Here is a 21,089-nt window from a genome sequence, read left to right as displayed (position 1 = left end):
CGATTTGCGGCGGCCAGCCCAAACACCGTGCTTACGGCCGACCGTTTTGGTTCGACGGTCCCGCTCGACAACCCCTCACATCGGCCGGACGGCTCGGCCCGAAGCGCCGCCGAACCCTTCGATCGAAGCCTCGGCCCCCTCGGCCGTCGCCAACTGGCGCTGGATTTCGACGATTCGGAGAAAGTTTCCGTCCGTGAAATCCCGACCAAAATCAAGCTCGGCCTCGCGGAGCTCCGTATTTAGCGCCCGCACCTTGATGTGCAAGGCGGAAGCGTGCCTCCAAGCCACGGAGACGTCGGCCGGATCGGCCTCCTCGCCCACCCACCAGTCGCGCGCGCCAGATTGAAGCGCGGCCTCGGCGCGCTCCAGCGCGCCGCGTTCGCCGCCGTCGAAGATCGCGGCGCGCACCGCGTCGCGGTCGGACGCGCCGCTGACATAGGCCTCGAGCGCGGCCCGGCGCAGGCGGTCGAGCTCGCGCGCGCCGAACTCCAGCTCGGCGAAGGCCTCGGCGAGTTCGTCGAGCAGAACCGGGTGGTTGACGATGGCGACGACGAGCGCGACTTCGCGGCGGAGCAGCTTGCCGGCGCCGGACGACACCATCGGGCTCTGAAGCAGCGTCGCGGTGGGGGCGAGCGGCGGAGCCTCGGAGCCGCCGCGCCAATCGCCGCGACGGCCGCCGCCGTTTCGCGGCGCAGGCCGCCCCGCCCCGCGCCGCGCCTGCGGGCGGTCGGGCCGGCCGAAGCGGGAGAGCCGCCCGTCGATCGCGATCTGGTAGTGGCGCTTCACGGTCTCGTCGCGGATCGAGCCGAGCGCGTCGCGCAGGCGCCGTTCGAAGGCCGCGGCTCGCTCGGGCGTGTCGGTCGGGCCGGATTCGAATTCGCGCGACCACAGCATGTCGACGAGCGGGACCGCGGCCGCGAACGCCGCCTCGACCGCGCCGCGGCCCTCTTTCCGCACGAGGTCGTCCGGATCCTGCCCCTCGGGCAGGAAGGCGAAGCGCAGCGACCGGCCGGGCTGGAGCAGCGGCAGCGCGGTCTCGATGGCGCGGAAGCCGGCGCGGCGGCCCGCCTTGTCGCCGTCGAAGCAGAGGATCGGCTCCGGGGCCATGCGCCAGAGCAGCTCGAGCTGTTCGGGCGTCAGCGCCGTGCCGTTCTGGGCCACGACGTTGGTTACGCCTGCCGCCGTCAGCGCGATGACGTCGACATAGCCCTCGACAGCCACCACGGTTCCGGCCGTGTGCGCGGCCGCGCGGGCGCGGTGGTGGTTGTAGAGCGTCGCGCCCTTGTGGAAGAGCGGCGTCTCGGGAGAGTTCAGGTACTTCGCCGGCACGTCGGCCTGCATCGCCCGGCCGCCGAAAGCGATGACGCGGCCGCGCACGTCCTCGATCGGGAACATTACGCGGTCGCGGAACCGGTCGAACGGCTCGCGCACGTCCTCGCCGGAGATCAGCAGCCCGGCCTCCACCATGTCGGCGACCGAGACGCCCTGCCCCGCAAGATGCTTCCTGAGCGCGGTGCGATCGTTCGGCGCGTAGCCCATGCGGAACTGCGCCTGCGTGGCGGGTCCAAGCGCCCTGCCCGCCAGATAGCCGCGCGCCGAGGCGCCGATCCGGTCCTGAAGCTGCGCCTCGAAGAACTTCGCCGCCATCTCCATGACGTCGATCAGTGAGGCGCGCGCCTCGGCGCGGCGCATCTCTTCCGGATTGTCCTTCGGCATCGGCACGCCCGCCATCTCGGCGATGCGCTCGACCGCCTCGGGGAACGTGACCCCTTCGGTCTCCATCAGGAACTTGAACACGTCGCCGTGCTTGCCCGACGAGAAGCAGTGATAAAACCCCTTCTGGTCGTTGACCGTGAAGGACGGCGTCTTCTCCTTGTTGAAGGGCGAGAGGCCGGCATATTCGCGCCCCTGCCGCTTCAGCTTCACGCGCCGGCCCACGACTTCCGAGACGGGAAGCCGCTGGCGCAGGTCGTCGAGGAAGGAGGGCGTGAATCGCATGTGCGGGCGCGAAAATCCGGACGGAGAGGCGGTCGATCGGATTTTATATAAGATCGAACGAGCCGGCGGGAGTGGCCGAGACGTCACGTCGAGAGCCGGCCTGGGCCCGGCACCCGCTATTCACAGGCCCTCAGGCGATCGCCGAGAGCCCCGCCCTCAGCACGTGCGGATCGGCGAGCTTCGCCTCGACCGCCTTGTGCGTCCGCTCCCAGATCGGGGTGGCGGCGTCGAGCAGGCTGAGCCCCTCTTGCGTCAGCGACAGGCGCCGGCCTCGGCGGTCTTTCGGATCGACCTCGCTCCTCACCAGCCGGCGCCGCTCAAGCGGCTTCAGGTTCGCGGTGAGCGTCGTGCGGTCCATCGCCAGAACGTTCGCCACCGAGCCGATGGTCGGCGGATGCTCGCGGTTGAGCGAGGTCAGCAGCGAGAACTGCCCGCTGGTGATCCCGACGGGCTTCAGCGCCTCGTCGAACAGGCGCGACAGCGAACGCGCGGCCCGTTGGGACGCGAGACACAGGCAGTTGTCGCGGATGAACAGCGTCGTCTCGTGAGAGGCGGCGAGCTCGGCCATGGGCGCCCCGCCCTGCCGGCCCGCGCCCTCCATCTCCCCGGTCGCTTCTGACGGACGCGTGATCATGAGGATTTCTAGCCCGTTTGACTCCCGCAATATAGGTTGATATCAACATATAAGTCAAGAACACGACGAGGGAGGACTGGCCATGCCGCTCGACCCGACGGCCGCCATCGAGATCACCGCGTTCAACTGGGTTCCGGATTTCGCCAAGGGCAACGTGCGCGACCTCCGGGTGCGCTGGGCGCTCGAGGAGGCCGGGCTCGCCTACCGGGCCCGCCTGTTCGACGCCAAGGACGCCCGGCCCGAAGGCTATCTGCGAGAGCAGCCCTTCGGACAGGTGCCGGCCTATGAATGCGGCGACGTGCGGATGTTCGAGTCGGTCGCGATCGCGCTCGAGATCGCCGAGGGCTCCGAAGCGCTGATGCCGCGCGACCCCATGGGCCGCGCACGCGCCAGGACCTGGGCCATCGCCGCGATCAACAGCGTCGAGATCGCGATCAACGCGCTGATCGACGTCGACGTGTTCCACGCCGGCGAGGACTGGGCGAAGGCGCGCCGCCCGCAGGCCGAGCAGGAGGTTCGCCGCCGGCTGACGCTGCTGTCCGGCTGGCTCGGCGACAAGGACCATCTCGAGGACCGTTTCACCGTCGGCGACCTTCTGATGGCCTCGGTGCTTCGCGCGCTCCGTCACACGGACCTCGTAGCCGAGCACGAAAACCTCAAAGCCTATCTCGCGCGCTGCGAGGCGCGGCCGGCCTTCGCCCGCGCGCTCGCCGACCACATGGCCGCCTTCGAGCGGCCGCGCGAGGCGGCCTGAGCGCCGCCCGCCCCCTATCAGACCCGAAACGAAGGAATTTTGAGATGTCCTATGTCGAAGGTTTCGTGCTCGCCGTCCCGACCGCCAAGAAGGACGAATATCTGCGCCACGCGGCCAACGCCGCGCCGCTGTTCAAGGAGTTCGGCGCCCTGCGTCACGTCGAGGCCTGGGGCGACGAGGTGCCGGACGGCGCGGTCACCGACTTCAAGGGTGCGGTGCAGGCCAAGGACGACGAGGTCGTGGTGTTTTCGTGGTTCGAATATCCCGACCGCGCGACCCGCGACTCCGCGAACGAAAAGATCATGTCGGACCCGCGCATGGACGCGATGGGCCAGGAGATGCCGTTCGACGGCAAGCGCATGATCTACGCCGGCTTCGCGCCGATCCTCGACGCCGGAAAGAAGGGCGCGATGGGCTACATGAACGGCATGGTGGTCCCGGTTCCCTCCTCCAACAAGGAGACCTACAGGGCCTTCGCCGAGACGGCCGCCGAAGTGTTCCTCGAGGCCGGCGCGAGCCGCGTCGTGGACGCCTGGGGCGACGACGTGCCGGCGGGCGAGGTCACCGACTACGCCCGCGCCGTGAAGGCGCAGGACGACGAGACCGTCGTGTTCTCCTGGGTCGAATGGCCCTCCAAGGCCGAACACGACGCCGGCTGGGCGAAGATCATGGCCGACCCCCGCATGCAGCCGGGCGGCGCGCCCCGGCCGTTCGACGGTCGACGCATGATCTATGGCGGCTTTTCGCCGATCCTCGACGCGTGAGGCTCAAGGCTCCGCTGTCTTGCGATTGACATGCGGCCCCTCTCCTTCTAGAGAACCGCCGACCGCGCGGGGTTAACAGCCCCGCGCGGCTCGTTTTACGCACCCGCGATCCGGCGTTCTCGCGACGACCGGATCTGTCGTCTCCCGACAGGGAGAAGCAGGAGGGCGCGTTCCTCGAAACTCAAAATGGAGGACGCGATGTCGAAGCGACACGCCTCGAAGTACAAAATCGATCGCCGCATGGGCGAGAACATCTGGGGTCGTCCGAAGTCCCCGGTGAACCGCCGCGAATACGGCCCCGGCCAGCACGGCCAGCGCCGCAAGGGCAAGCTCTCCGACTTCGGCGTGCAGCTGCGCGCCAAGCAGAAGCTCAAGGGCTACTACGGCTCTATCTCGGAGAAGCAGTTCCGCCGCGTCTACGCCGAGGCGACCCGCATGAAGGGCGACACCTCCGCGAACCTGATCGGCCTGCTCGAGCGCCGTCTCGACGCCGTCGTCTACCGCGCGAAGTTCGTGCCGACCGTGTTCGCCGCGCGCCAGTTCGTGAACCACGGTCACGTCACGGTGAACGGCCGCCGCGTCAACATCCCGTCCTACCTCGTCAAGGTCGACGACGTGGTCGAGGTGAAGGCCGCGTCGAAGCAGCTCGCCATTGTGATCGAGGCCGCGGCCTCGGGCGAGCGCGACGTGCCGGACTTCCTCGAGGTCGACCACAACAAGATGACCGCCAAGTACGTCCGCGTGCCGGCGCTCACCGAGGTGCCCTACCCGGTGCACATGGAGCCGAACCTCGTGGTCGAGTTCTACTCGCGCTGAGTTCGGACTGATCAGAATTTCGGGAAGGCCGCCTCCGGGCGGCCTTTTTCGTTTATGGTCGCGACCGCGCCGCTCTTCGATCGAGGAGGGAAAACCGCGATGACGCGCCTGATCTACAAGATCGTCGAGCACGACGGCGGATGGGCCTACCGCCTGGGCGAGGTGTTCTCCGAAACCTTCGCGACCCGCGAGGACGCCCACGACGCGGCCGTCCAGGCCGCGCAGGAGCAGCGCCTCAAGGGCGAGGACGAGGACATCGAGTGGGAGGACGCCGCCGGCCAATGGCACGGCGAGCATTCCGACGGCCGCGACCGGCCCGAGACCGGCGTCGAGGACTGAGCCCCTAGAGACCCGTCGGCGCGGACGCGTCCTCCGCCGCGAACGCCAGCGCGCCGCCGACCGCATGGACCCAGCGCGTCGCGGGGCCGCGGTTGTCGAAGAGGGTCCATTCCGGGTCGCCCTCGGCCGTCATGAACGAGACCACGTCGCGCCCGCCCGACAGCGCGAGCCTCACCTCCGGCAGCCGCCCGTAGAGCGCCACGCTCTCGACCCTGCGGCCGACGCAGCCGTAGAGCGCCTCCTCGATCACGGGCGCGTCGCTGAAGCTGCCGCCGAGGATTTTGGTTTCGCCCTCGATCCGCCAGCTCCATTCCAGCATCAGCGTGAAGGCGCCGGTCCGGCGCTCGTCCGAGCGGTCGGCCGAGAGGTTGGGCCCCTCGCCGAATTCGAGGAAAATCGCCGTCCCCGCCCCGCGCCAGACGGAGCTGACGGACAGGCCGTGAAGCGGGGCCGTGAAGCGCTCGAAATCGGTCATCGCCCTGCGCGCGCGCTCACGCCGCGGCGATCGGCCGGCCGAGCCGCACCATCAGGACTTCGGGCGGCACGCCGAAGCGGATCGGCAGCCCCGACATGCCGATGCCGCCCGACACGATGAGATGGCGGCCGTCCTCGACGATGTGGCCGTAGCGGTAGCGGTCGCCGTAGCCTGAAGGGATCCAGGGCGCGGGCAGGCCCGGAATGTAGACCTGGCCGCCATGGGTGTGGCCCGACAGCGTGAGCGACACCCGCGGCGGCATCTCGGCGAAGATGTCGGGCTCGTGCGCGAGCATCAGCACCGGATCGTCGGTGCGGATCTGCGCGAGCGTCCCGGGAAGGTCGTCGCGGCCGTGGAACGAGCCGCGCCCGAGCCGGTAGGCGATCTGGTCGCCGAGCCCTGCGATCCAGAACCGGCGCGCGCCGTGCTCGAGCAGCTCCGCCTCGTTCTCGAGCACGCGGATATGCGCGTCGTCGAGCGCGCGGCGGATCTCGCGCGAATTGTTCCACCAGTCGTGATTGCCGAGCACGGTCCAGAGCCCGAGCGGCGCGGCAAGATCGGCGTAGGCCGCGGCCCACTCGCGCGGGGGCACGCGCCGCTTGACGAAGCGGTGTGTCGCCTCGTGATCGCCGAGATGGACGATCATGTCCGGCTTCAGCCCGTTCGCGATCTCGACGATGCGCTTGACGCGCGACATCGGCGTGTAAGGCTCGTTGACATGGACGTCGGAGATCACCGCGACGTTGAGCAGCAGGTCGTCGGGCCAGCCGGGGGGCGTGAGCTCGTAGGTCGTGACGCCGAGCATCATCGTCGGCTCGACCACGCCCGCATAGGCGCCGCCCGTCGCTGAGGCGACGAAGCCTGCGGCGCCGGCGGCGAGGAACGTGCGGCGAGTGATGATCGTCATGTCGAGGCGGTCGTTCCAGGAAGGCGTGACGGGCCCGAGATGGCCCCGGCGGCCGCCGACGTCGAGCCCCAGGCCTCGAACGTGGTTAGGCCTTTGCTCCCTGCGCCTCGATCGCGTCGAGGTGATGGCGCGCGCTCTTTTCCGAGAAGCAGCAGAACACCACGCGCTTGACCGAGGGCGAGCCATCGAGCCCGTTCAGCGTCGCTTCGATCGCGATCTCGGCCGCGCGGTCCGGCGGAAAGCCGTAGACGCCGGTCGCGATCGAGGAGAAGGCGATGGACGACAGGCCCGCCTCGCCCGCGAGCTTGAGCGAGCTCGCGTAGCAGCCTGCGAGCTCGGCCTCCTCCTTGCCGTGGCCGCCGTGCCAGATCGGCCCCACCGCGTGGATGACGTGCTTGGCCGGCAGCTTGTAGCCGGCCGTCATCTTGGCGCCGCCCGTCTCGCAGCCGCCGAGCGACTCGCATTCGGCGCGCAGCTCCTTGCCGGCCGCGCGGTGGATCGCGCCGTCGACTCCGCCGCCGCCGAGCAACGAGCGGTTGGCCGCGTTGACGATCGCGTCGACCTCGAGCTCGGTGATGTCGGCGATCAGAACCTCGACCGCCCGGCCGCCGAACTCGAACGCGACGCTGGTGTCGCCGCGGGCGGTCACGCGGTCTGCTTCGTCTCGACGCCCGCGCCCTTCAGGTGGGTCTGCAGCTCGCCCGCCTGGAACATCTCGCGGACGATGTCGCAGCCGCCGATGAACTCGCCCTTGACGTAGAGCTGCGGGATCGTCGGCCAGTTGGAGAATTCCTTGATCCCCTGGCGCATCTCGTCGGAGGCGAGCACGTTCACGCCCTTATAGGGCACGCCGAGATAATCGAGGATCTGCACGACCTGGCCGGAGAAGCCGCACTGCGGGAACTGCGGCGTGCCCTTCATGAACAGCACGACGTCGTTGGTCTCGATCGTGGAGGCGATGTCGTCCCTGGCGCTCATTTCGTTTTCTCCTCGGAGCCGCTCAACCGGCGTCCGTCTGTGCGACCGGCCCGGCGCTGGTCTGAAGCGCGAGCGCGTGGAGCGCGCCGCCCATCTGACCTTTGAGCGCCTGATAGACGATCTGGTGTTGCTGGACGCGGCTCTTGCCGCGGAAGCTTTCCGACACGACCGTGGCGGCGTAGTGGTCGCCGTCCCCTGCAAGGTCGCGAATGCTCACCTGCGCGTCGGGAAGGGCGGCGCGGATCAGTTCCTCGATCTCGCGGGCGTCCATCGGCATCGCAGATCTCTCCTTGGCCTACTCGGCCGCCGCGGCGTCGACCGCGGGCCCGGCCATGAAGCGCGGGAACCATTCCTCGTGGGCCTCGCGCATCTCATCCAACAGGATGGGGGCTTCGTCGCCCGGAATCAATCGGTCGCCGCCGGTCGTGCCGATCCGCGCGGCCGTAATGCCGGAGCCGGCTGCGGCGTCGATCACGGTGGCGGCGTTCGCCTCCGAGACCGTCACGACGTAGCGCGCCTGATCCTCGCCGAACCACCAGCCATGGGCCGGAACGCCCTGCGGCGCGCCGTGGAGCCGCGCGCCGATCTTGCCGGCGAGCGCCATCTCGGCGAGCGCGAGCAGCAGGCCGCCGTCCGAGACGTCGTGCACGCCCGTCGCGACGCCTGCGACGATCATCGAACGCACGAAGTCGCCGTTGCGCTTTTCCGCCGCAAGGTCGACCGGAGGCGGCGCGCCCTCTTCGCGGCCCGCGACCAGCCACAGCCAGCAGGAGCGGCCGAGCCAGCCCTTGGCGTCGCCGATCACGATGATCGCCTCGTTCTCGCGCTTGAACGCGATCGTCGCGCTTTTCGCGACGTCGTCCACGAGGCCGACCGCGCCGATGGTCGGCGTCGGCAGGATCGCGCGCCCCTGCGTCTCGTTGTAAAGCGAGACGTTCCCCGACACGACCGGGAAATCGAGCGCCTTACAGGCCTCGCCGATGCCTCTCACGCAGCCGACGAACTGGCCCATGATCTCGGGCTTCTCGGGATTACCGAAGTTGAGATTGTCCGTCACGGCCAAGGGCTTGGCGCCGACCGCTGTAAGATTGCGCCAGGCTTCGGCGACCGCCTGCTTGCCGCCTTCGAACGGGTCCGCCTCGCAATATCGCGGCGTCACGTCGGCGGTGACCGCAAGACCCTTCGGGCCGCCCTCGACGCGCACAACTGCGGCGTCGCCGCCGGGCTTCTGCACGGTTTCGCCAAGAATGATGTGGTCGTACTGCTCCCAGACCCAGCGGCGCGAGGAGAGTTCAGGCGAGCCCATCAGCGTGAGCAAAGCGGCGCGGGTGTCCTCCGGCGTCTCGACGCTCGCGGCCGAAATCTGCTGCTGCTTCGCGCTTTCGACCCAGGGACGCTCATATTCGGGCGCCTGGTCGCCGAGCTCCTTGATCGGCAGGTCGGCCTTGAGCTCGCCGTTCAGGTAGACCTTGAAGCGCAGATCATCCGTCGTGTGACCGACGACCGCGAAGTCGAGTCCCCACTTGGTGAAAATCGCCCGGGCCACATCCTCCTTCGCGGGATCCAGCACCATGAGCATGCGCTCCTGGCTTTCCGAGAGCATCATCTCGTAGGCCGTCATACCGGTCTCACGCACCGGCACGTTCTCGAGATCGAGCCGGATGCCGAGGTCGCCCTTGGCGCCCATCTCGACCGCCGAGCAGGTCAGCCCCGCCGCGCCCATGTCCTGAATGGCGACGACCGAGCCCGACGCCATCAGCTCGAGGCAGGCCTCAAGCAGCAGCTTTTCGGCGAAGGGGTCGCCGACCTGCACGGTCGGACGCTTCTCTTCCGACGCGTCGTCGAATTCGGCCGAGGCCATGGTCGCGCCGTGGATGCCGTCGCGGCCGGTCTTCGATCCGAGATAGACGACCGGCAGCCCCACGCCCGTGGCCTTGGCGTAGAAGATCGCGTCCGCCTTCGCGAGACCGACCGCCATGGCGTTGACCAGGATGTTGCCGTCGTAGCGGGAGTGGAAACCTACGAGCCCACCGACCGTCGGCACGCCGAAGGAATTGCCGTAGCCGCCGACGCCCGCGACGACGCCCGACACCAGATGCCGGGTGCGCGGATGGTCGGGCGATCCGAAGCGCAGGGCGTTGAGCGCCGCCACCGGACGCGCGCCCATGGTGAAGACGTCGCGCAGGATGCCGCCGACGCCGGTCGCCGCGCCCTGATAGGGCTCGATGAAGCTCGGGTGGTTGTGGCTCTCCATCTTGAAGACCACGGCGTCGCCGTCGCCGATGTCCACCACGCCCGCGTTCTCGCCGGGTCCCTGGATCACAAGCGGGCCCGTGGTCGGCAGCGTCTTCAGCCAGACCTTCGAGGATTTGTAGGAGCAGTGCTCGTTCCACATCGCCGAGAAGATCCCGAGCTCGGTGAAGCTCGGCTCGCGACCGATAAGAGCGAGGATCCGCTCGTATTCGTCGGGCTTGAGGCCATGGCTCGCGACGAGTTCGGGCGTGATTGCGGGTTCGGCTGAGGACATCGGACTCGTGCGTTTCGGCGGCGCCGGGCTTTGCTACGCCATAGGCGCGCGCGATGCTAGGGCGCAGGACGCCGCGAGCGGCGCCGAGATCCCCCTCCCGCGGCAAAACCGAAAACAGGACGGCGTTCGACGCCTGAAGCCGCGGTTTCCGGCCGAGCGCCTTAACCGCGCGTTCAATTCCCAGCGGGTAGCCTCGTCCGCAGGTCACTGCTGACGAAGTCATGACGTCCCTGGTCTCCATCGCCCTCAACTTCGGCCTCGCGGTCGTCGCGTTGTCGGCCGCCGCGCTTGCGCCGAAGCAAGGCGCGCTTGTCGCGATCGTGGTTCCGCCCTTCGCGGAAGCCGGCGCGGCGGCGCGCGTCGCGACGCTGGCGGGAGGCGAATTGATGGCACCGGGGCGCGCGGACTGGATCGTGGTGGCGCGGTCGGACGACCCGAATTTCATCTGGAAGGCCTATGGCGCAGGCGCCCTCGCGGTCGTCGACGCCGCAGGCGCGGCCCGCTGCGGGTCCTGACGACGCCCGAGAAGGGACTGCATGAGCGACCTGAACCACATGCGGCTGCTGTTCGGGAGGGCCTTCATGGCCTTCCTGTGGCTCAACGTCGCCCTCGTGTCGGCAACCGCCTATGCGGCGTCGAACGGCGTCCTCGTGCCGGTCGCCGCGGTCGCGATGACGGCGAGCGCCACGCTCGCCTGGCGCACGAACCCGACCGGGGTCGAGACCCGCGTGATCACCGGCGTCGCGGCCGCCGGGCTCGTCGCGCTGCTGATCTTCTCGTTCGCCGGGCATCCGCTCCAGAGCGACATGCACATGTACTTCTTCGCGATGCTCGCGGCGACCGCATGTTGGTGCGACTGGCGCCCGCTCGTCGCCTTCGCGGCGGTGACGGTGTTCCACCACCTCATCCTGAACTATATGAACGTCGCGGCCGTGTTCCCGTCCGACCAGCCGGACATCTGGCGCGTCGCGCTGCATTCGGCGATCGTCTTCGTCCAGACCGCGATCCTTGCGGTGGTCTGCATCCAGGCCGAACGGCTGTTCGCGCGTAACGCCGAGGCGCTTGAGAGCGCGCAGTCCGCCGAAGCCCGCGCCGAAGCGCTACTCGGCGAGCGGACGATATCGGCGAAATCCGACGAGAAGCGCCGCAAGTCGCTTGAAGGCCTGCTCGACATGTTCGGCGCGGAGGTGTCGCAGCTGCTGTCGGCGCTTCGCAGCCGCTCGACCGACCTCGACAGCCGTTCGACCGACCTCGCCCGGCTGACCTCCGACGCCTCGACGAGCGCCGCCGAGGCGGCCCGCCGGGCGGAGAACGCCTCCTTCGACGTCGAGGCGGTGGCGGGCGCGACGAGCGAGATCGCGACCTCGACCGACGAGATGAGCCGGCAGATCGCCGCGACCTCGCAGCTGATCGGCTCGGCTCGGAGCTCCGCGCTCAAGACCTCGCAGGCGATCGAGATGCTGGCCGGCGAGGCCCGCAGCATCGCGGAGGTCGTGGACATCATCCGCGGCATCGCCGACCAGACCAACCTGCTCGCGCTCAACGCCACCATCGAGGCGGCGCGGGCGGGCGAGGCCGGGCGCGGCTTCTCGGTGGTGGCGACCGAGGTCAAGAGCCTTGCCGACCAGTCGAGCCGCGCGACCGAGGACGTCACCCGCCGCATCGACGCGGTTTCGCGCGAGATCTGCGCGGCGGTGGACGCCATCGACAGTTTCTCCTCGCGTTTCAACGAGATGAGCACGCTCGGCGAGGCGGTCGCGGCGGCGGCCGAACAGCAACAGGCCGCCACGCGGGAGATCTCGCGCAGCGCCTCGAGCGTGGCGACCGGCACCCGCGCGGTGTCCGAGATCTCGCGCGGCTCCGAAGGCGTCGCGCAGCAGACCAGCGTCGCGGCGGATCGCATCAGGACCGACGCCGCCGACGTGCTGCGCGCGACGACCGAGCTCGAGCAGCGCATCCGCGGCTTCATCCGCGACGTCGCGGCCTAACTGGCGGCCCGACGTCAGGGCCTGAGACGAAACACCGTGCCGGAGCCGGTGGCGTTCCCGCCGTCGCGGGTCGAGCCGTAGAAGTCGCCGGTCGCGCCGTCGAGGATCAGGCCGTCGAAGGGCACGCCACCTTCGCCGCCGGAGCCGGTGAAGGCGCGCACGATCTTCTCGCTCCACGCCCCGTCAGGCTTCCTGGGCGGGGTCAGATTGAAGATCACGCCGACCGACGGGTTCGGCCCGCCGCCGGGCGTCGCGCCCCAGAGCGCGCCTGCGCCGTCGGCCACAAGGCCGGCGCGCGGAGAGGCGCCGTCGCTCTGGCCGCCCGTGAAGCTGTGGATCGTCTCCTTCCTCCAGCCCTTCGCGGCGCGCAGGGCGAGGCGGAACACCGTCCCGCATCCGCCGAAGCAGGTTCCGCCGCCGCCCAGCGACGTCGCGCCGTAAAGCGCGCCGTCCCGGTCGAAGGCGAGCGGACCGGTCGGCTGCTCGCCGTCGGGGCCGCCCGTGAAGCGGTGGAGAAGCTTGGCCTTCCACAGGCCGGAGGCCGACGAGCGCGCCAACCGATAGACCGTCCCCCTGTCGCCCGAGACGGCGCCGCCGACGCGCGTCGTTCCGTAGAGCATGCCGTCCGGGCCGAACACGACGCCGGCGTCCGGGAACCGGCCGTCGTCCTTTCCGCCCGCGAAGCTGTGAAGGATCTTCTTCTTCCAGCCGCTCTTGGCCTTTCTCAGCGAGAACGCCGTGCCCCTGTCATAGGCGCCGCCGGCCGCGGTCGTCCCGTAGAGCGCGCCGTCATCGTCCATCACGAGCCGCGACGAGCTTCGCACCCCGTCGGCCACTCGCTTGAACCGGTAGATGACGTCATAGGCGAAGCTTCCGTCGCCCTTGGGCGCGAGCTCGTAGACCACGCCGCAGCCGCCCGAGCACTCGCCGCCGCCGCCCGCCGAGGTCACGCCGTAGAGCGCGCCGGAGGGGCCCATCGCCAGCCCCGCGATCGGATCCGCGCCGTCGCGGCCGCCCCGGAACTCATGCAGAGCCTTGTATTTCCATGGCTTGCCCGCCTCTTGCGGCGTCAGCCGGTAGACCACGCCGTCATCGCTCGCCCCGCCGTCGATGGTCACGCCGTAGAGCGCGCCGTCCGGCCCGAGGATCGGCGCCGCCCAGGGATGCTCGCCGGTGACGCCGTCCGTGAAGGCGAAGAGGGTGGTGAGTTCGGGCGCGGCCGAAGCGGCGCCCGCGAAACCCAAAATGGCCGTTGTCAACGCCGCCGCGAGCGCCCCCGAGAGCGCCGAGAGCCGGCCGACGCGACGCCTGATCGCCGCCATGCCGAAAATCCTCCGCGTGATCGTCGCGCTTCGGCGACGCCGGCGGCCGCGGCTGTCGAATCGAGGACGCGGCCGGATGCGATGCGGACGCAACCGTCCCGACGCGAAGCATCGGGACGCCCGGAAGGGTAGCGCCGGGCCGGCCGGCGCGGCCATCCGTAAAGTCACCTATGAGGGTAGCGGGCGGGCGTTCGGGCGGACAAAAATTTCAGCGGCCCGCGCGCTCGATCAGCGCCATGGCGCCGGCGGGATTGCGGACCTTCGCGCCCGAGATCAGGAAGCAGTAGACGTCGCGCGGCTTCGCTACAGGCGTGTCGCCCTTCAGCGTCGGCAGGTCGCCCGGAACGCCGCCCGCCGCATAGGTTTTTAGCCGCGACGCCCAGGCGTCGAGCTCATCCTCGGGATAGCCGGTCTCGACGTCGTCGCGGCTGCGCTCGAGACGCAGATAGACGAAGTCGGCCGTGACGTCGGCGATGGTCGGATGGTCCGGATCGTCGAGGGTGACCGGCGCGACCTGCGCCTCGGCCTCGCGCAGCAACTCGACGAAGGCGGGGTCGGCGAAGCTCTCGTGGCCGGCCTCGATGACGTGGCGCAGTTTTACGCCGTCATGGCTCGCCGGCAGCAGCTTGAGGAAAGCCGCGATGTCGTCCCTGTCAAAGCGCTTGGTGGCGGGCAGTTGCCACAGGATGGGGCCGAGCTTCTCGCCCATGGCGGTCGGTCCGGTGTCCCAGAATTTCTGAACCGACTCCGCGCCCTCGGCGAGCACGCGGCGGCTGGTGCAGAAGCGCGAGGCCTTGAGCGGAAACTGGAAGCCGTCCGGCGCGGCGTCGGCCCACTTCCGAAACGTCTCGGGTTTCTGGCCGCGATAGAAGGTGCCGTTGACCTCGATCGCGGTCAGGCGCTCGGCCATGTAGGCGAGTTCGTCGTCCTTCTTCAGTTTCGCGGGATAGAACGCCCCGCGCCACGGCTCGAACGTCCAGCCGCCGACCCCGATGCGGATGCGGCCGGGCGCGGCCGACATCACGCCGCCTTCGCGAGCGCCGTGAAGAGCGCCAGACCGTCCACGCCGCCGACCGCCGCGTCCACGAGGTTCTCGGGATGCGGCATCATTCCGAGCACGTTGAGGTTTTCGGAGTAGATCCCCGCGATGTCGTTGATTGAGCCGTTGGCGTTGGCGTTGCCGCCGACGTTTCCGGCCGCGTCGCAGTAGCGGAACGCGACCCGCCCCTCGCCCTCGAGCCGCTCGATGGTCTCGGCGTCGGCGAAGTAGTTGCCCTCGCCATGGGCGCAGCAGACCTCGATGACCTGGCCTTCCGAATACTGGCTCGTGAAGGCGGTGTCGGCGCGCCCGACCTTGAGGTGCTGCGACTTGCAGATGAAGCGCAGGCCCTTGTTGCGGGTGAGGATGCCGGGCAGCAGGCCGCTCTCGACCAGGATCTGAAAGCCGTTGCAGATGCCGAGCACGAGGCCGCCGCGGCCGGCGTGGGCGCGCACCGCGTCCATGGCCGGCGCGCGCGCCGCGATCGCGCCGCAGCGCAGATAGTCGCCATACGAGAAGCCGCCGGGCAGCACCACGAGGTCGGTGCCCTCGGGCAACGCGCTTTCGGCGTGCCACACCATCGCGGGGGCCTGGCCCGTGGCGCGCTGCAGCGCCTTGGCGACGTCGCGCTCGCGATTGGATCCGGGGAAGACGACGACGGCGGCTTTCATGAACGGCTTTTCCTTACGGCGCGGCTCGAACGTCAGAGCGTCCGCAACGTCGCGATGAGGCTTTCGAACTTAGGCTTGTTTTCGTCCCATTTCGCCGTCGGCGAAACGCAATTGAAGGCGACGAGGTGCTTTTCGGCGTTGGTGAGGAACAGGCCGAAGCGCAGCGAGCCCGGCTCGCCCTCGGCCTTGAGGTCCGCCCAGCGGCCGGGATGGGGCCCGAAGGTCTTCTCGCTGAAGGGCGTGACGTAGTCGGCCGCCATCTCCTTCGGGGAGTTCCTGATCACGCCCGCGCCGAACTCTTCGGCGGCCGCCTGCGAGACCGGCTGGCCGGCCTTGGCGTCTTGCGCGCCGCGCACCTGGATCAGGCAGAACACGCGCTCGGAGCCGCAGGCCTTGTCGGTGCAGCGCACGCCGATGGCGCGGACCGACTGGAAGCGCTCCCAGGTGGTCCCGTCGGGCTGAAGGCGGAAGGAGCCGTCAGGCCCGATGATCTCGGTGGTCGGTCCGGGCATTTCGGCGGCGGCGGGCTCCGACGGCTGTTGCTGGCCGCCCGGCGCCGACAGGCGCGGACCGCCTTCCGGAGACTGCGCGGCGGCCGGCGCGGCGAGCGCGAGCGCCAGAGCCGCGGCGAGCGAAAGACTGCGGGTCACGGGTTCGATCCTCCCTCGGATCTTGTTCTTTTTCTGGAGAGTCCGCCGCCCCGTTTTCGGGGTCAGCCCGCGATCTCGTAGCGGTAGCTTTCGATCACGGTGTTAGCGAGCAGCTTCTCGCACATCGCCTTGAGGGTCTCTTCGGCCTCGGCCGGATCCGACGTCTTGAGCTCGACGTCGAACAGCTTGCCCTGGCGAACGCTCTCCACGCCCTCGAGGCCGAGCGAGCCGAGCGCGCCTTCGATCGCCTTGCCCTGGGGGTCGAGAACGCCGGTCTTCAGCGTGACGGTGACGCGCGCCTTCATGGGTGTCATGGGCTCCGGTGTCGGGAATTGCGGGCCCTTCGTTTAGGCGCTCGCGCGGCCGAACGCCAGCCGGAAGGGCGGCCCGTCAGCGCGCGGCCGACAGCGCGGCGCCGATCGCCGCGACCGCGCGGGCGCGGACCGCGCCGGCCTTCGGAGCGTCCATCGACGAGGCCACGACGCTGATCGTGCCGGGCTGCCGCTTGTCGAACAGGGTCGCCATCATCAGCACGAGGCCGCTCGGGCATTCGCCGCGCATCTCGAAGCGCGAGGCCTGCTCGCCGTCCCTGGCGGCGGCGAAGTCGGAGAACTCGCAGGCCTTGTTGGCGGGGTTGTTCTTGAAGCCCTTTTCGTAGCCCGCGAGCGTGCCTTCCGGATCGGCGATCACCGCGTCGCGCGCGGAGTCGGGAGCCGGACGGAGCGCGATCGCGATCTCGCCGGAGGGCGGACAGGCGGGCGAGCCGCAGACGTAGCGCACGAGGTCAGGCGCGGCGCTCTTGACCGTCCAGTCGCCGCCGAAGGGATTCGGAAGCTTCGACAGGTCGAGCGCCGCGGCGGGCGCGGAAAACGCGACGGCCGCCCCTAGGGCGGCCGCGAAGACCATTGGGGTCATGGGATGACCATTCGGGTCATGAGATGACCTTACGTGTCATGGGATCCTCCGGCGCATGACGCCGCGGTCCGGAAAGGCCGCGGCGCATGCGTGTTTCGGGTCACTCCTTGGAGGTCACCAGCACCGGCCCGCGCCCGTTCGGAACCTCCGATTCGGGCAGGATGCCGAGCCGGCGCGCGACCTCGGAATAGGCCTCGACCAGCCCGCCCATGTCGCGGCGGAAGCGGTCCTTGTCGAGCTTGTCGTTCGACTTGATGTCCCAGAGGCGGCACGAATCCGGGGAGATCTCGTCGGCGACGACGATGCGGACCGTGTCGTTCTCCCAGAGGCGGCCGGTCTCCATCTTGAAGTCGACGAGACGGATGCCGACGCCCAGGAACAGGCCGGACAGGAAGTCGTTGACGCGGATCGCCAGCGCCATGATGTCGTCGATCTCCTGCGGGCTCGCCCAGCCGAAGGCCGTGACGTGCTCTTCGGAGACCATCGGATCGTTCAGCGCGTCGTTCTTGTAATAGAACTCGATGATCGAGCGCGGCAGCTGGGTGCCTTCCTCGAGCCCGAGCTTGGTCGCGAGCGACCCCGCTGCGACGTTGCGCACCACGACCTCGAGCGGGATGATCTCGACTTCGCGGATCAGCTGCTCGCGCATGTTGAGCCGACGGATGAAGTGCGTCGGCACGCCGATGTCGTTGAGATGCTGGAAGATGTACTCGGAGATGCGGTTGTTCAGCACCCCCTTGCCGTCGATGATCTCGTGCTTCTTGGCGTTGAAGGCGGTCGCGTCGTCCTTGAAGTGCTGAATCAGCGTGCCGGGCTCGGGACCTTCGTAAAGGACCTTCGCCTTGCCTTCGTAGATGCGGCGGCGGCGGTTCATCGGCGTATACCGTGGCTTGAGGAAATCCATGTCACCTGCCGGGTGTGTCGGGCCTGACCGGAGGGTCGTGTCTCATCCGGCGCGCGCGGAAAAGGGTGTGGTCGTCGCGAGAAGCGGCGTCCGCGCGAGCGCGGAACATAGGCGATCGGGCCGCGCCGCACAATGAGCGCGGGCTTGCGCCCTCCCCGGCATAGAGTCGCGCGGCGGGCGGGTCCGCCCGAGACTCTGTCGGCGGGCCGCCGCCGGCGCTAGACTCTTCTTCTGGCCCGCGCCGACGGCGCGCCGCGGCCTGCTTTGCGGAGACCCGTCCATGCCCCGGATTCGCCTCGGACTTCTCGCCGTTTTCTGCTGCGCGAGCCCTGCCCTCGCGACGCCGCCCTGCCCCGGCGTGACGGTCGCGCACGGCGCCGCGACGCCGGCCGAGGCGGCCGCCGTCGGCCGCCAGATCTCGAGCGGGGCGCTGCCGATCGACAGCAAGCTGTCGGTCGGCGCCTGGAGCGTTTTCCACGTCAAACCGAAGAGCGCCGACGCGCTGTGGCTGTTCTTCAAGGGCGATCCGGCGAAAACGCAGCGAATCTACCTCTCGCCCGGCCTTGGACGCCCGGACGAGTATCAGGACATCCGGCAGGAGGTGGAGCAGAACGCGGCCGGCATTCCGCCGGCGCTGTCGTCCTGCTTCGCCCATCTCGTCACCGGCGGCTGACGCGCCGCGAGACGGATTGCCCGGCGAGGACGCACGGCGATAGGGTCCGGCGATGTTCGCCCGCTCGCTCCTCGCCTTATCGCTGACGCTCGCCGTCGCCTCGCCCGCCCCGGCCGAGCCCGAAAAGCCGCCTCTCCCGCAGAACCGCCAGGAGTGGGCGGTCGCGGCCCGACTGACCTTCGCGGGCGCCCGGCCGTTGCCGGACAGCGTCAAGGGCGTCGCGGGCTCGCTGCGGACGGTGGTGCGCATCGAGATCCGGCGCGACGGCTCGATCGCGGACGTCAGGATCGAGAAGTCCTCCGGCTTCGGGCCGGCGGACGAGGCCGCGCTCAAGATGGCGCGCGACGCCGGATCGCTGCCCCCGCTGCCGGCCGACATCCCCGGCGAGACCCATGCGGCGACGCTGCCGCTCATCATGACGCTCGCGCCGACCGACGAGGCCGACCGGCGGCTCTACGTCCACACCGATCTCGGCCTCAGGATCGAGACGCCGCCGCCCTTCCTGCTCGACCCGCTTCCCAACAATCCCCGCCTCACGGCGGGCGTCCAGGTGACGGCGGCCGGCGCCCCTCCCCCTTACGCCGCGCCGAACGAGCCGCTCTGCCTCGTCGGATTCAAGAACGCCGACGACCCGTCGCGGACGCAGGAGGGGCTGAACGAGGATGCGAGCGTCGACCGCGCGCTCGCCGTCCAGACCCGCGCCGCGGAGGCCAACAGCCTCGCGGTCGATCGCACGTCCGTCACCGACTATCGGGGCTCGAAGCTGATCGAGCTGTTCCAGACGCCGAGGGCCGGCGCCCCCGGCTGGAGCGACTCGGAGTTCTACGTCGCGATGTTCGAGCGGCCGAGCGGGGCCTACGCCATCACCTGCGTGGCGGCGAAGGGCAGGATGGCCGAGGCCCTCCCGACGTTCCAGACGATCCGCGACGGCGCGGGGATGATCGAGGCGGCGAGCGCGCCTCCGCGATGACGCCCAACCGATTGGAAAGGCGCGGCGGCGGATAAGTCCGCGCCCGCGCCTTACCAATCGGCGCCGCTGCGCTAACTCCACGCGTTCATCGGATTGAACGAGCGGCATCCTCCGCGCTTATCCGTCTCGAAAATGCTCAGCCGCTTGAAACGGATCCTGGTCGTCGAAGACGAACCGCTCATCGCCATGGAGGTCGAGAGCATTCTCGAGGACGGCGGCCACGTGGTGGTGGGGGTCGCGCGCGACGCCGACGCCGCCTTCGCGATGGCGGAGCGCGAAAAGCCGGACGCGGCGACGATGGACATCGATCTCGCCCGGAAGACAAGCGGGCTGGACGCCGCCGAAAGGCTCTACCGGCGGCTCGGCGTGCGCAGCGTCTTCGTCAGCTCGAGGATCGACGCCCGCGTGATCGCGGCGGCCGCAGATTTCGAACCGCTGGGCTTCGTCAGCAAGCCGCCGTGGAAGACCGAACTCCTTGCGGCCTTGCGCAAACTAGAGTGATGGCGCGGGTTCGTCGTCCGGCTTGCCCGCCAGGCTGTAGCGGAAGCCGCCCTCGGCGTAGTCCAGCTTCGCGGACCCGTTGAAATAGGCCGGCACGACGCGCTTCAGGAGGCGCGTGCCGAAGCCCTGCCGAACCGGCTGCGCGGCGGGCGGCCCGCCTTCCTCGGCCCATTCGAAGCGGAAGCCTCCGCCTTCGGAGGCCCATGACAGGCGAACCGAGCCGGCGTCCGTCGACAGCGATCCGTATTTCGCGGCGTTCGTGGCGAGCTCGTGGACCCCGAGGGCGAGCCCGAGCCCCTGCTGAGAGCCCACAAGCTGCTTTTGGCCCGACACGATGATCCGCGAGACGGCTTCCTGGTGAGGCGTGAGCGCCGCGGCGACGACGGCCGAAACCTCGACGTCGTCCGACGACGACTCCATCAGCACGTCCTGCGCTAGCGACAGCGCCTTGATGCGGGCGCCGACGGTCTCCTTGGCCTCCTGCAACGACTCGGCGTGGTTCAGCGTCTGGTTCACGATCGACTGGATCATGGCGTAGGCGTTCTTCAGCCGATGCGAGAGCTCGCGCTGGACCACGATGCGGAGCCGCGCCGCCTCCCGCTGCTGTCCGATCTCCACATTCGCGTCGCCGAGCGCCTCGGTCAGGGCGTCCGTCTCGGCGCGCTGGCGCCGTCCGGCCTCGACCTGCGCGGTGGTGTCGGTGGTGACGTTGAGGACGCCCGCGACCTCGCCGGCGTCGTCGTAGACCGGGCTGTAGAAGAACGTCCAGGTGGTCGGCTGGGACACGCCGAAACGCATCATGTCGAGCGGCATGTCGTTCACGGACGCGCCCCGGCCTGCGAGCGCCTCGCTGATGAGCGGCTCGACGTCCGTCCACACGTCCGCCCAGAGAACCTCGATCGGCGCGCCGATCGCGTCTTTCGCGCGGTCGGCGAGGATCGGCAGGAACGCCTCGTTGTGGAACTGGAGAAGGTCCGGCCCCCACCACACGCACATCGGCTGGCGCGACGAGATCACCGTCCTCAGGATCGTCCGCAAAGCGATCGGCCAGGCCTCGACCGGTCCGAGCGACGTCGCGGACCAATCCTTTGCGAGGATCTCGTCCCAGATCGCGCCCTGTTCGTAGGCATCGCCTACGGAGCTGCGCCACGGTCCCGGAAACTGTGATTTCACCGCCGACCCGTCGCGGACTGGAGCCCATCGTCAGACCGAGATATTTCGGCGTCGAGACCGCTGTCAATCCGGTACCTTATTACGGTCACGG

General features: G+C 69.4%; 25 protein-coding genes. 9 read left to right on the top strand and 16 right to left on the bottom strand.

Going from position 1 to position 21,089, the window contains the following annotated elements; genetic code table 11:
* Window positions 1–75 precede the first annotated feature (75 nt).
* Window positions 76–1,998 (bottom strand): DNA primase, encoded by a 1,923-nt coding sequence (gene dnaG, locus ACFOWB_RS11570; RefSeq protein ID WP_378147399.1) that lies wholly within the window; start codon window positions 1,996–1,998, stop codon window positions 76–78.
* A gap of 130 nt (window positions 1,999–2,128) precedes the next feature.
* Window positions 2,129–2,566 carry a MarR family winged helix-turn-helix transcriptional regulator gene (locus ACFOWB_RS11565; RefSeq protein WP_261405816.1) on the bottom strand — a complete coding sequence of 146 codons (438 nt, stop codon included), beginning with the start codon at window positions 2,564–2,566 and terminating at the stop codon, window positions 2,129–2,131.
* 148 nt (window positions 2,567–2,714) lie between these two features.
* On the opposite strand from ACFOWB_RS11565, the gene ACFOWB_RS11560 reads away from it, so the two are divergent.
* The 4 genes from ACFOWB_RS11560 to ACFOWB_RS11545 all read left to right on the top strand — a co-directional run bounded on the left by ACFOWB_RS11560 (window position 2,715) and on the right by ACFOWB_RS11545 (window position 5,305).
* A complete protein-coding gene (locus ACFOWB_RS11560) occupies window positions 2,715–3,386 on the top strand; it encodes a glutathione S-transferase family protein (protein ID WP_378147397.1) in 672 nt (223 codons plus the stop codon).
* Window positions 3,387–3,430: 44 nt separating this feature from the next.
* Window positions 3,431–4,150, top strand: a complete 720-nt coding sequence (locus ACFOWB_RS11555; RefSeq protein WP_378147395.1) for a DUF1428 domain-containing protein — start codon at window positions 3,431–3,433, stop codon at window positions 4,148–4,150.
* Between the two features lie 198 nt (window positions 4,151–4,348).
* Window positions 4,349–4,966 (top strand): 30S ribosomal protein S4, encoded by a 618-nt coding sequence (gene rpsD / locus ACFOWB_RS11550; protein ID WP_378147393.1) that lies wholly within the window; start codon window positions 4,349–4,351, stop codon window positions 4,964–4,966.
* A 99-nt stretch (window positions 4,967–5,065) separates the two neighbouring features.
* Complete coding sequence (locus tag ACFOWB_RS11545; protein ID WP_261402397.1) at window positions 5,066–5,305, top strand: DUF2188 domain-containing protein; 240 nt, start codon at window positions 5,066–5,068, stop codon at window positions 5,303–5,305.
* Window positions 5,306–5,309: 4 nt separating this feature from the next.
* Here ACFOWB_RS11545 and ACFOWB_RS11540 read toward each other — a convergent pair whose 3' ends face one another.
* From ACFOWB_RS11540 to purL, 6 genes are all read right to left on the bottom strand, one after another.
* Window positions 5,310–5,780 (bottom strand): hypothetical protein, encoded by a 471-nt coding sequence (locus tag ACFOWB_RS11540; RefSeq protein ID WP_261402396.1) that lies wholly within the window; start codon window positions 5,778–5,780, stop codon window positions 5,310–5,312.
* A 16-nt stretch (window positions 5,781–5,796) separates the two neighbouring features.
* The gene (locus ACFOWB_RS11535) at window positions 5,797–6,687 is read right to left on the bottom strand and encodes a metallophosphoesterase (RefSeq protein WP_261402395.1); all 891 of its coding nucleotides are present in this window, start codon (window positions 6,685–6,687) and stop codon (window positions 5,797–5,799) included.
* An 85-nt stretch (window positions 6,688–6,772) separates the two neighbouring features.
* Window positions 6,773–7,336, bottom strand: coding sequence for an O-acetyl-ADP-ribose deacetylase (locus ACFOWB_RS11530; RefSeq protein ID WP_261402394.1), 564 nt, complete (start codon window positions 7,334–7,336; stop codon window positions 6,773–6,775).
* Window positions 7,333–7,665 (bottom strand): Grx4 family monothiol glutaredoxin, encoded by a 333-nt coding sequence (grxD, locus tag ACFOWB_RS11525; protein WP_378147389.1) that lies wholly within the window; start codon window positions 7,663–7,665, stop codon window positions 7,333–7,335. Before grxD ends, ACFOWB_RS11530 begins: the two co-directional genes overlap by 4 nt.
* Window positions 7,666–7,687: 22 nt before the next feature.
* A complete protein-coding gene (locus ACFOWB_RS11520) occupies window positions 7,688–7,942 on the bottom strand; it encodes a BolA family protein (RefSeq protein WP_261402393.1) in 255 nt (84 codons plus the stop codon).
* 18 nt (window positions 7,943–7,960) lie between these two features.
* Entirely contained in the window at window positions 7,961–10,192 is a 2,232-nt protein-coding gene (gene purL / locus ACFOWB_RS11515) for a phosphoribosylformylglycinamidine synthase subunit PurL (RefSeq protein ID WP_378147388.1), read from the bottom strand.
* Window positions 10,193–10,413: 221 nt separating this feature from the next.
* Here purL and ACFOWB_RS11510 point away from each other — a divergent pair, with 221 nt between their 5' ends.
* Window positions 10,414–10,707: a hypothetical protein gene (locus tag ACFOWB_RS11510; RefSeq protein WP_261402391.1), complete on the top strand. Its 294-nt coding sequence runs from the start codon at window positions 10,414–10,416 to the stop codon at window positions 10,705–10,707.
* 21 nt (window positions 10,708–10,728) lie between these two features.
* Complete coding sequence (locus ACFOWB_RS11505; RefSeq protein WP_378147386.1) at window positions 10,729–12,180, top strand: methyl-accepting chemotaxis protein; 1,452 nt, start codon at window positions 10,729–10,731, stop codon at window positions 12,178–12,180.
* Between the two features lie 14 nt (window positions 12,181–12,194).
* Here ACFOWB_RS11505 and ACFOWB_RS11500 read toward each other — a convergent pair whose 3' ends face one another.
* The 7 genes from ACFOWB_RS11500 to purC all read right to left on the bottom strand — a co-directional run bounded on the left by ACFOWB_RS11500 (window position 12,195) and on the right by purC (window position 17,681).
* A complete protein-coding gene (locus ACFOWB_RS11500) occupies window positions 12,195–13,502 on the bottom strand; it encodes a choice-of-anchor tandem repeat GloVer-containing protein (protein WP_378147383.1) in 1,308 nt (435 codons plus the stop codon).
* Window positions 13,503–13,710: 208 nt separating this feature from the next.
* On the bottom strand, window positions 13,711–14,523 hold the full coding sequence (locus tag ACFOWB_RS11495) for a DUF72 domain-containing protein (protein WP_261402387.1): 813 nt from the start codon (window positions 14,521–14,523) through the stop codon (window positions 13,711–13,713).
* Window positions 14,523–15,212, bottom strand: a complete 690-nt coding sequence (purQ, locus tag ACFOWB_RS11490) for a phosphoribosylformylglycinamidine synthase subunit PurQ (RefSeq protein WP_378147381.1) — start codon at window positions 15,210–15,212, stop codon at window positions 14,523–14,525. Before purQ ends, ACFOWB_RS11495 begins: the two co-directional genes overlap by 1 nt.
* A gap of 32 nt (window positions 15,213–15,244) precedes the next feature.
* Window positions 15,245–15,862 (bottom strand): hypothetical protein, encoded by a 618-nt coding sequence (locus ACFOWB_RS11485; protein ID WP_378147379.1) that lies wholly within the window; start codon window positions 15,860–15,862, stop codon window positions 15,245–15,247.
* Between the two features lie 62 nt (window positions 15,863–15,924).
* Window positions 15,925–16,167: a phosphoribosylformylglycinamidine synthase subunit PurS gene (gene purS / locus ACFOWB_RS11480; RefSeq protein WP_261402384.1), complete on the bottom strand. Its 243-nt coding sequence runs from the start codon at window positions 16,165–16,167 to the stop codon at window positions 15,925–15,927.
* An 85-nt stretch (window positions 16,168–16,252) separates the two neighbouring features.
* Window positions 16,253–16,777 carry a hypothetical protein gene (locus ACFOWB_RS11475; protein ID WP_261402383.1) on the bottom strand — a complete coding sequence of 175 codons (525 nt, stop codon included), beginning with the start codon at window positions 16,775–16,777 and terminating at the stop codon, window positions 16,253–16,255.
* A gap of 100 nt (window positions 16,778–16,877) precedes the next feature.
* Window positions 16,878–17,681 carry a phosphoribosylaminoimidazolesuccinocarboxamide synthase gene (gene purC / locus ACFOWB_RS11470; RefSeq protein ID WP_261402382.1) on the bottom strand — a complete coding sequence of 268 codons (804 nt, stop codon included), beginning with the start codon at window positions 17,679–17,681 and terminating at the stop codon, window positions 16,878–16,880.
* 280 nt (window positions 17,682–17,961) lie between these two features.
* Between purC and ACFOWB_RS11465 the strand changes: the two genes are divergently transcribed.
* The 3 genes from ACFOWB_RS11465 (at window position 17,962) to ACFOWB_RS11455 (ending at window position 19,825) form a co-directional block, all read left to right on the top strand.
* Window positions 17,962–18,354: a hypothetical protein gene (locus ACFOWB_RS11465; protein WP_261402381.1), complete on the top strand. Its 393-nt coding sequence runs from the start codon at window positions 17,962–17,964 to the stop codon at window positions 18,352–18,354.
* 52 nt (window positions 18,355–18,406) lie between these two features.
* On the top strand, window positions 18,407–19,324 hold the full coding sequence (locus ACFOWB_RS11460; RefSeq protein ID WP_378147376.1) for a TonB family protein: 918 nt from the start codon (window positions 18,407–18,409) through the stop codon (window positions 19,322–19,324).
* A 144-nt stretch (window positions 19,325–19,468) separates the two neighbouring features.
* Window positions 19,469–19,825, top strand: coding sequence for a response regulator (locus ACFOWB_RS11455; RefSeq protein ID WP_261402378.1), 357 nt, complete (start codon window positions 19,469–19,471; stop codon window positions 19,823–19,825).
* Here the strand turns inward: ACFOWB_RS11455 and ACFOWB_RS11450 are convergent.
* Entirely contained in the window at window positions 19,817–20,998 is a 1,182-nt protein-coding gene (locus ACFOWB_RS11450; RefSeq protein ID WP_261402377.1) for a sensor histidine kinase, read from the bottom strand. The genes ACFOWB_RS11455 and ACFOWB_RS11450 overlap by 9 nt on opposite strands.
* Window positions 20,999–21,089 lie beyond the last annotated feature (91 nt).

This window comes from Chenggangzhangella methanolivorans (genome assembly GCF_042648545.1).
Taxonomy (GTDB): Bacteria; Pseudomonadota; Alphaproteobacteria; order Rhizobiales; family Methylopilaceae; genus Methylopila; species Methylopila methanolivorans.
The sequence above is the reverse complement of the archived record's forward strand: the minus strand, read 5'-3'. Positions and strand labels throughout refer to the sequence as shown.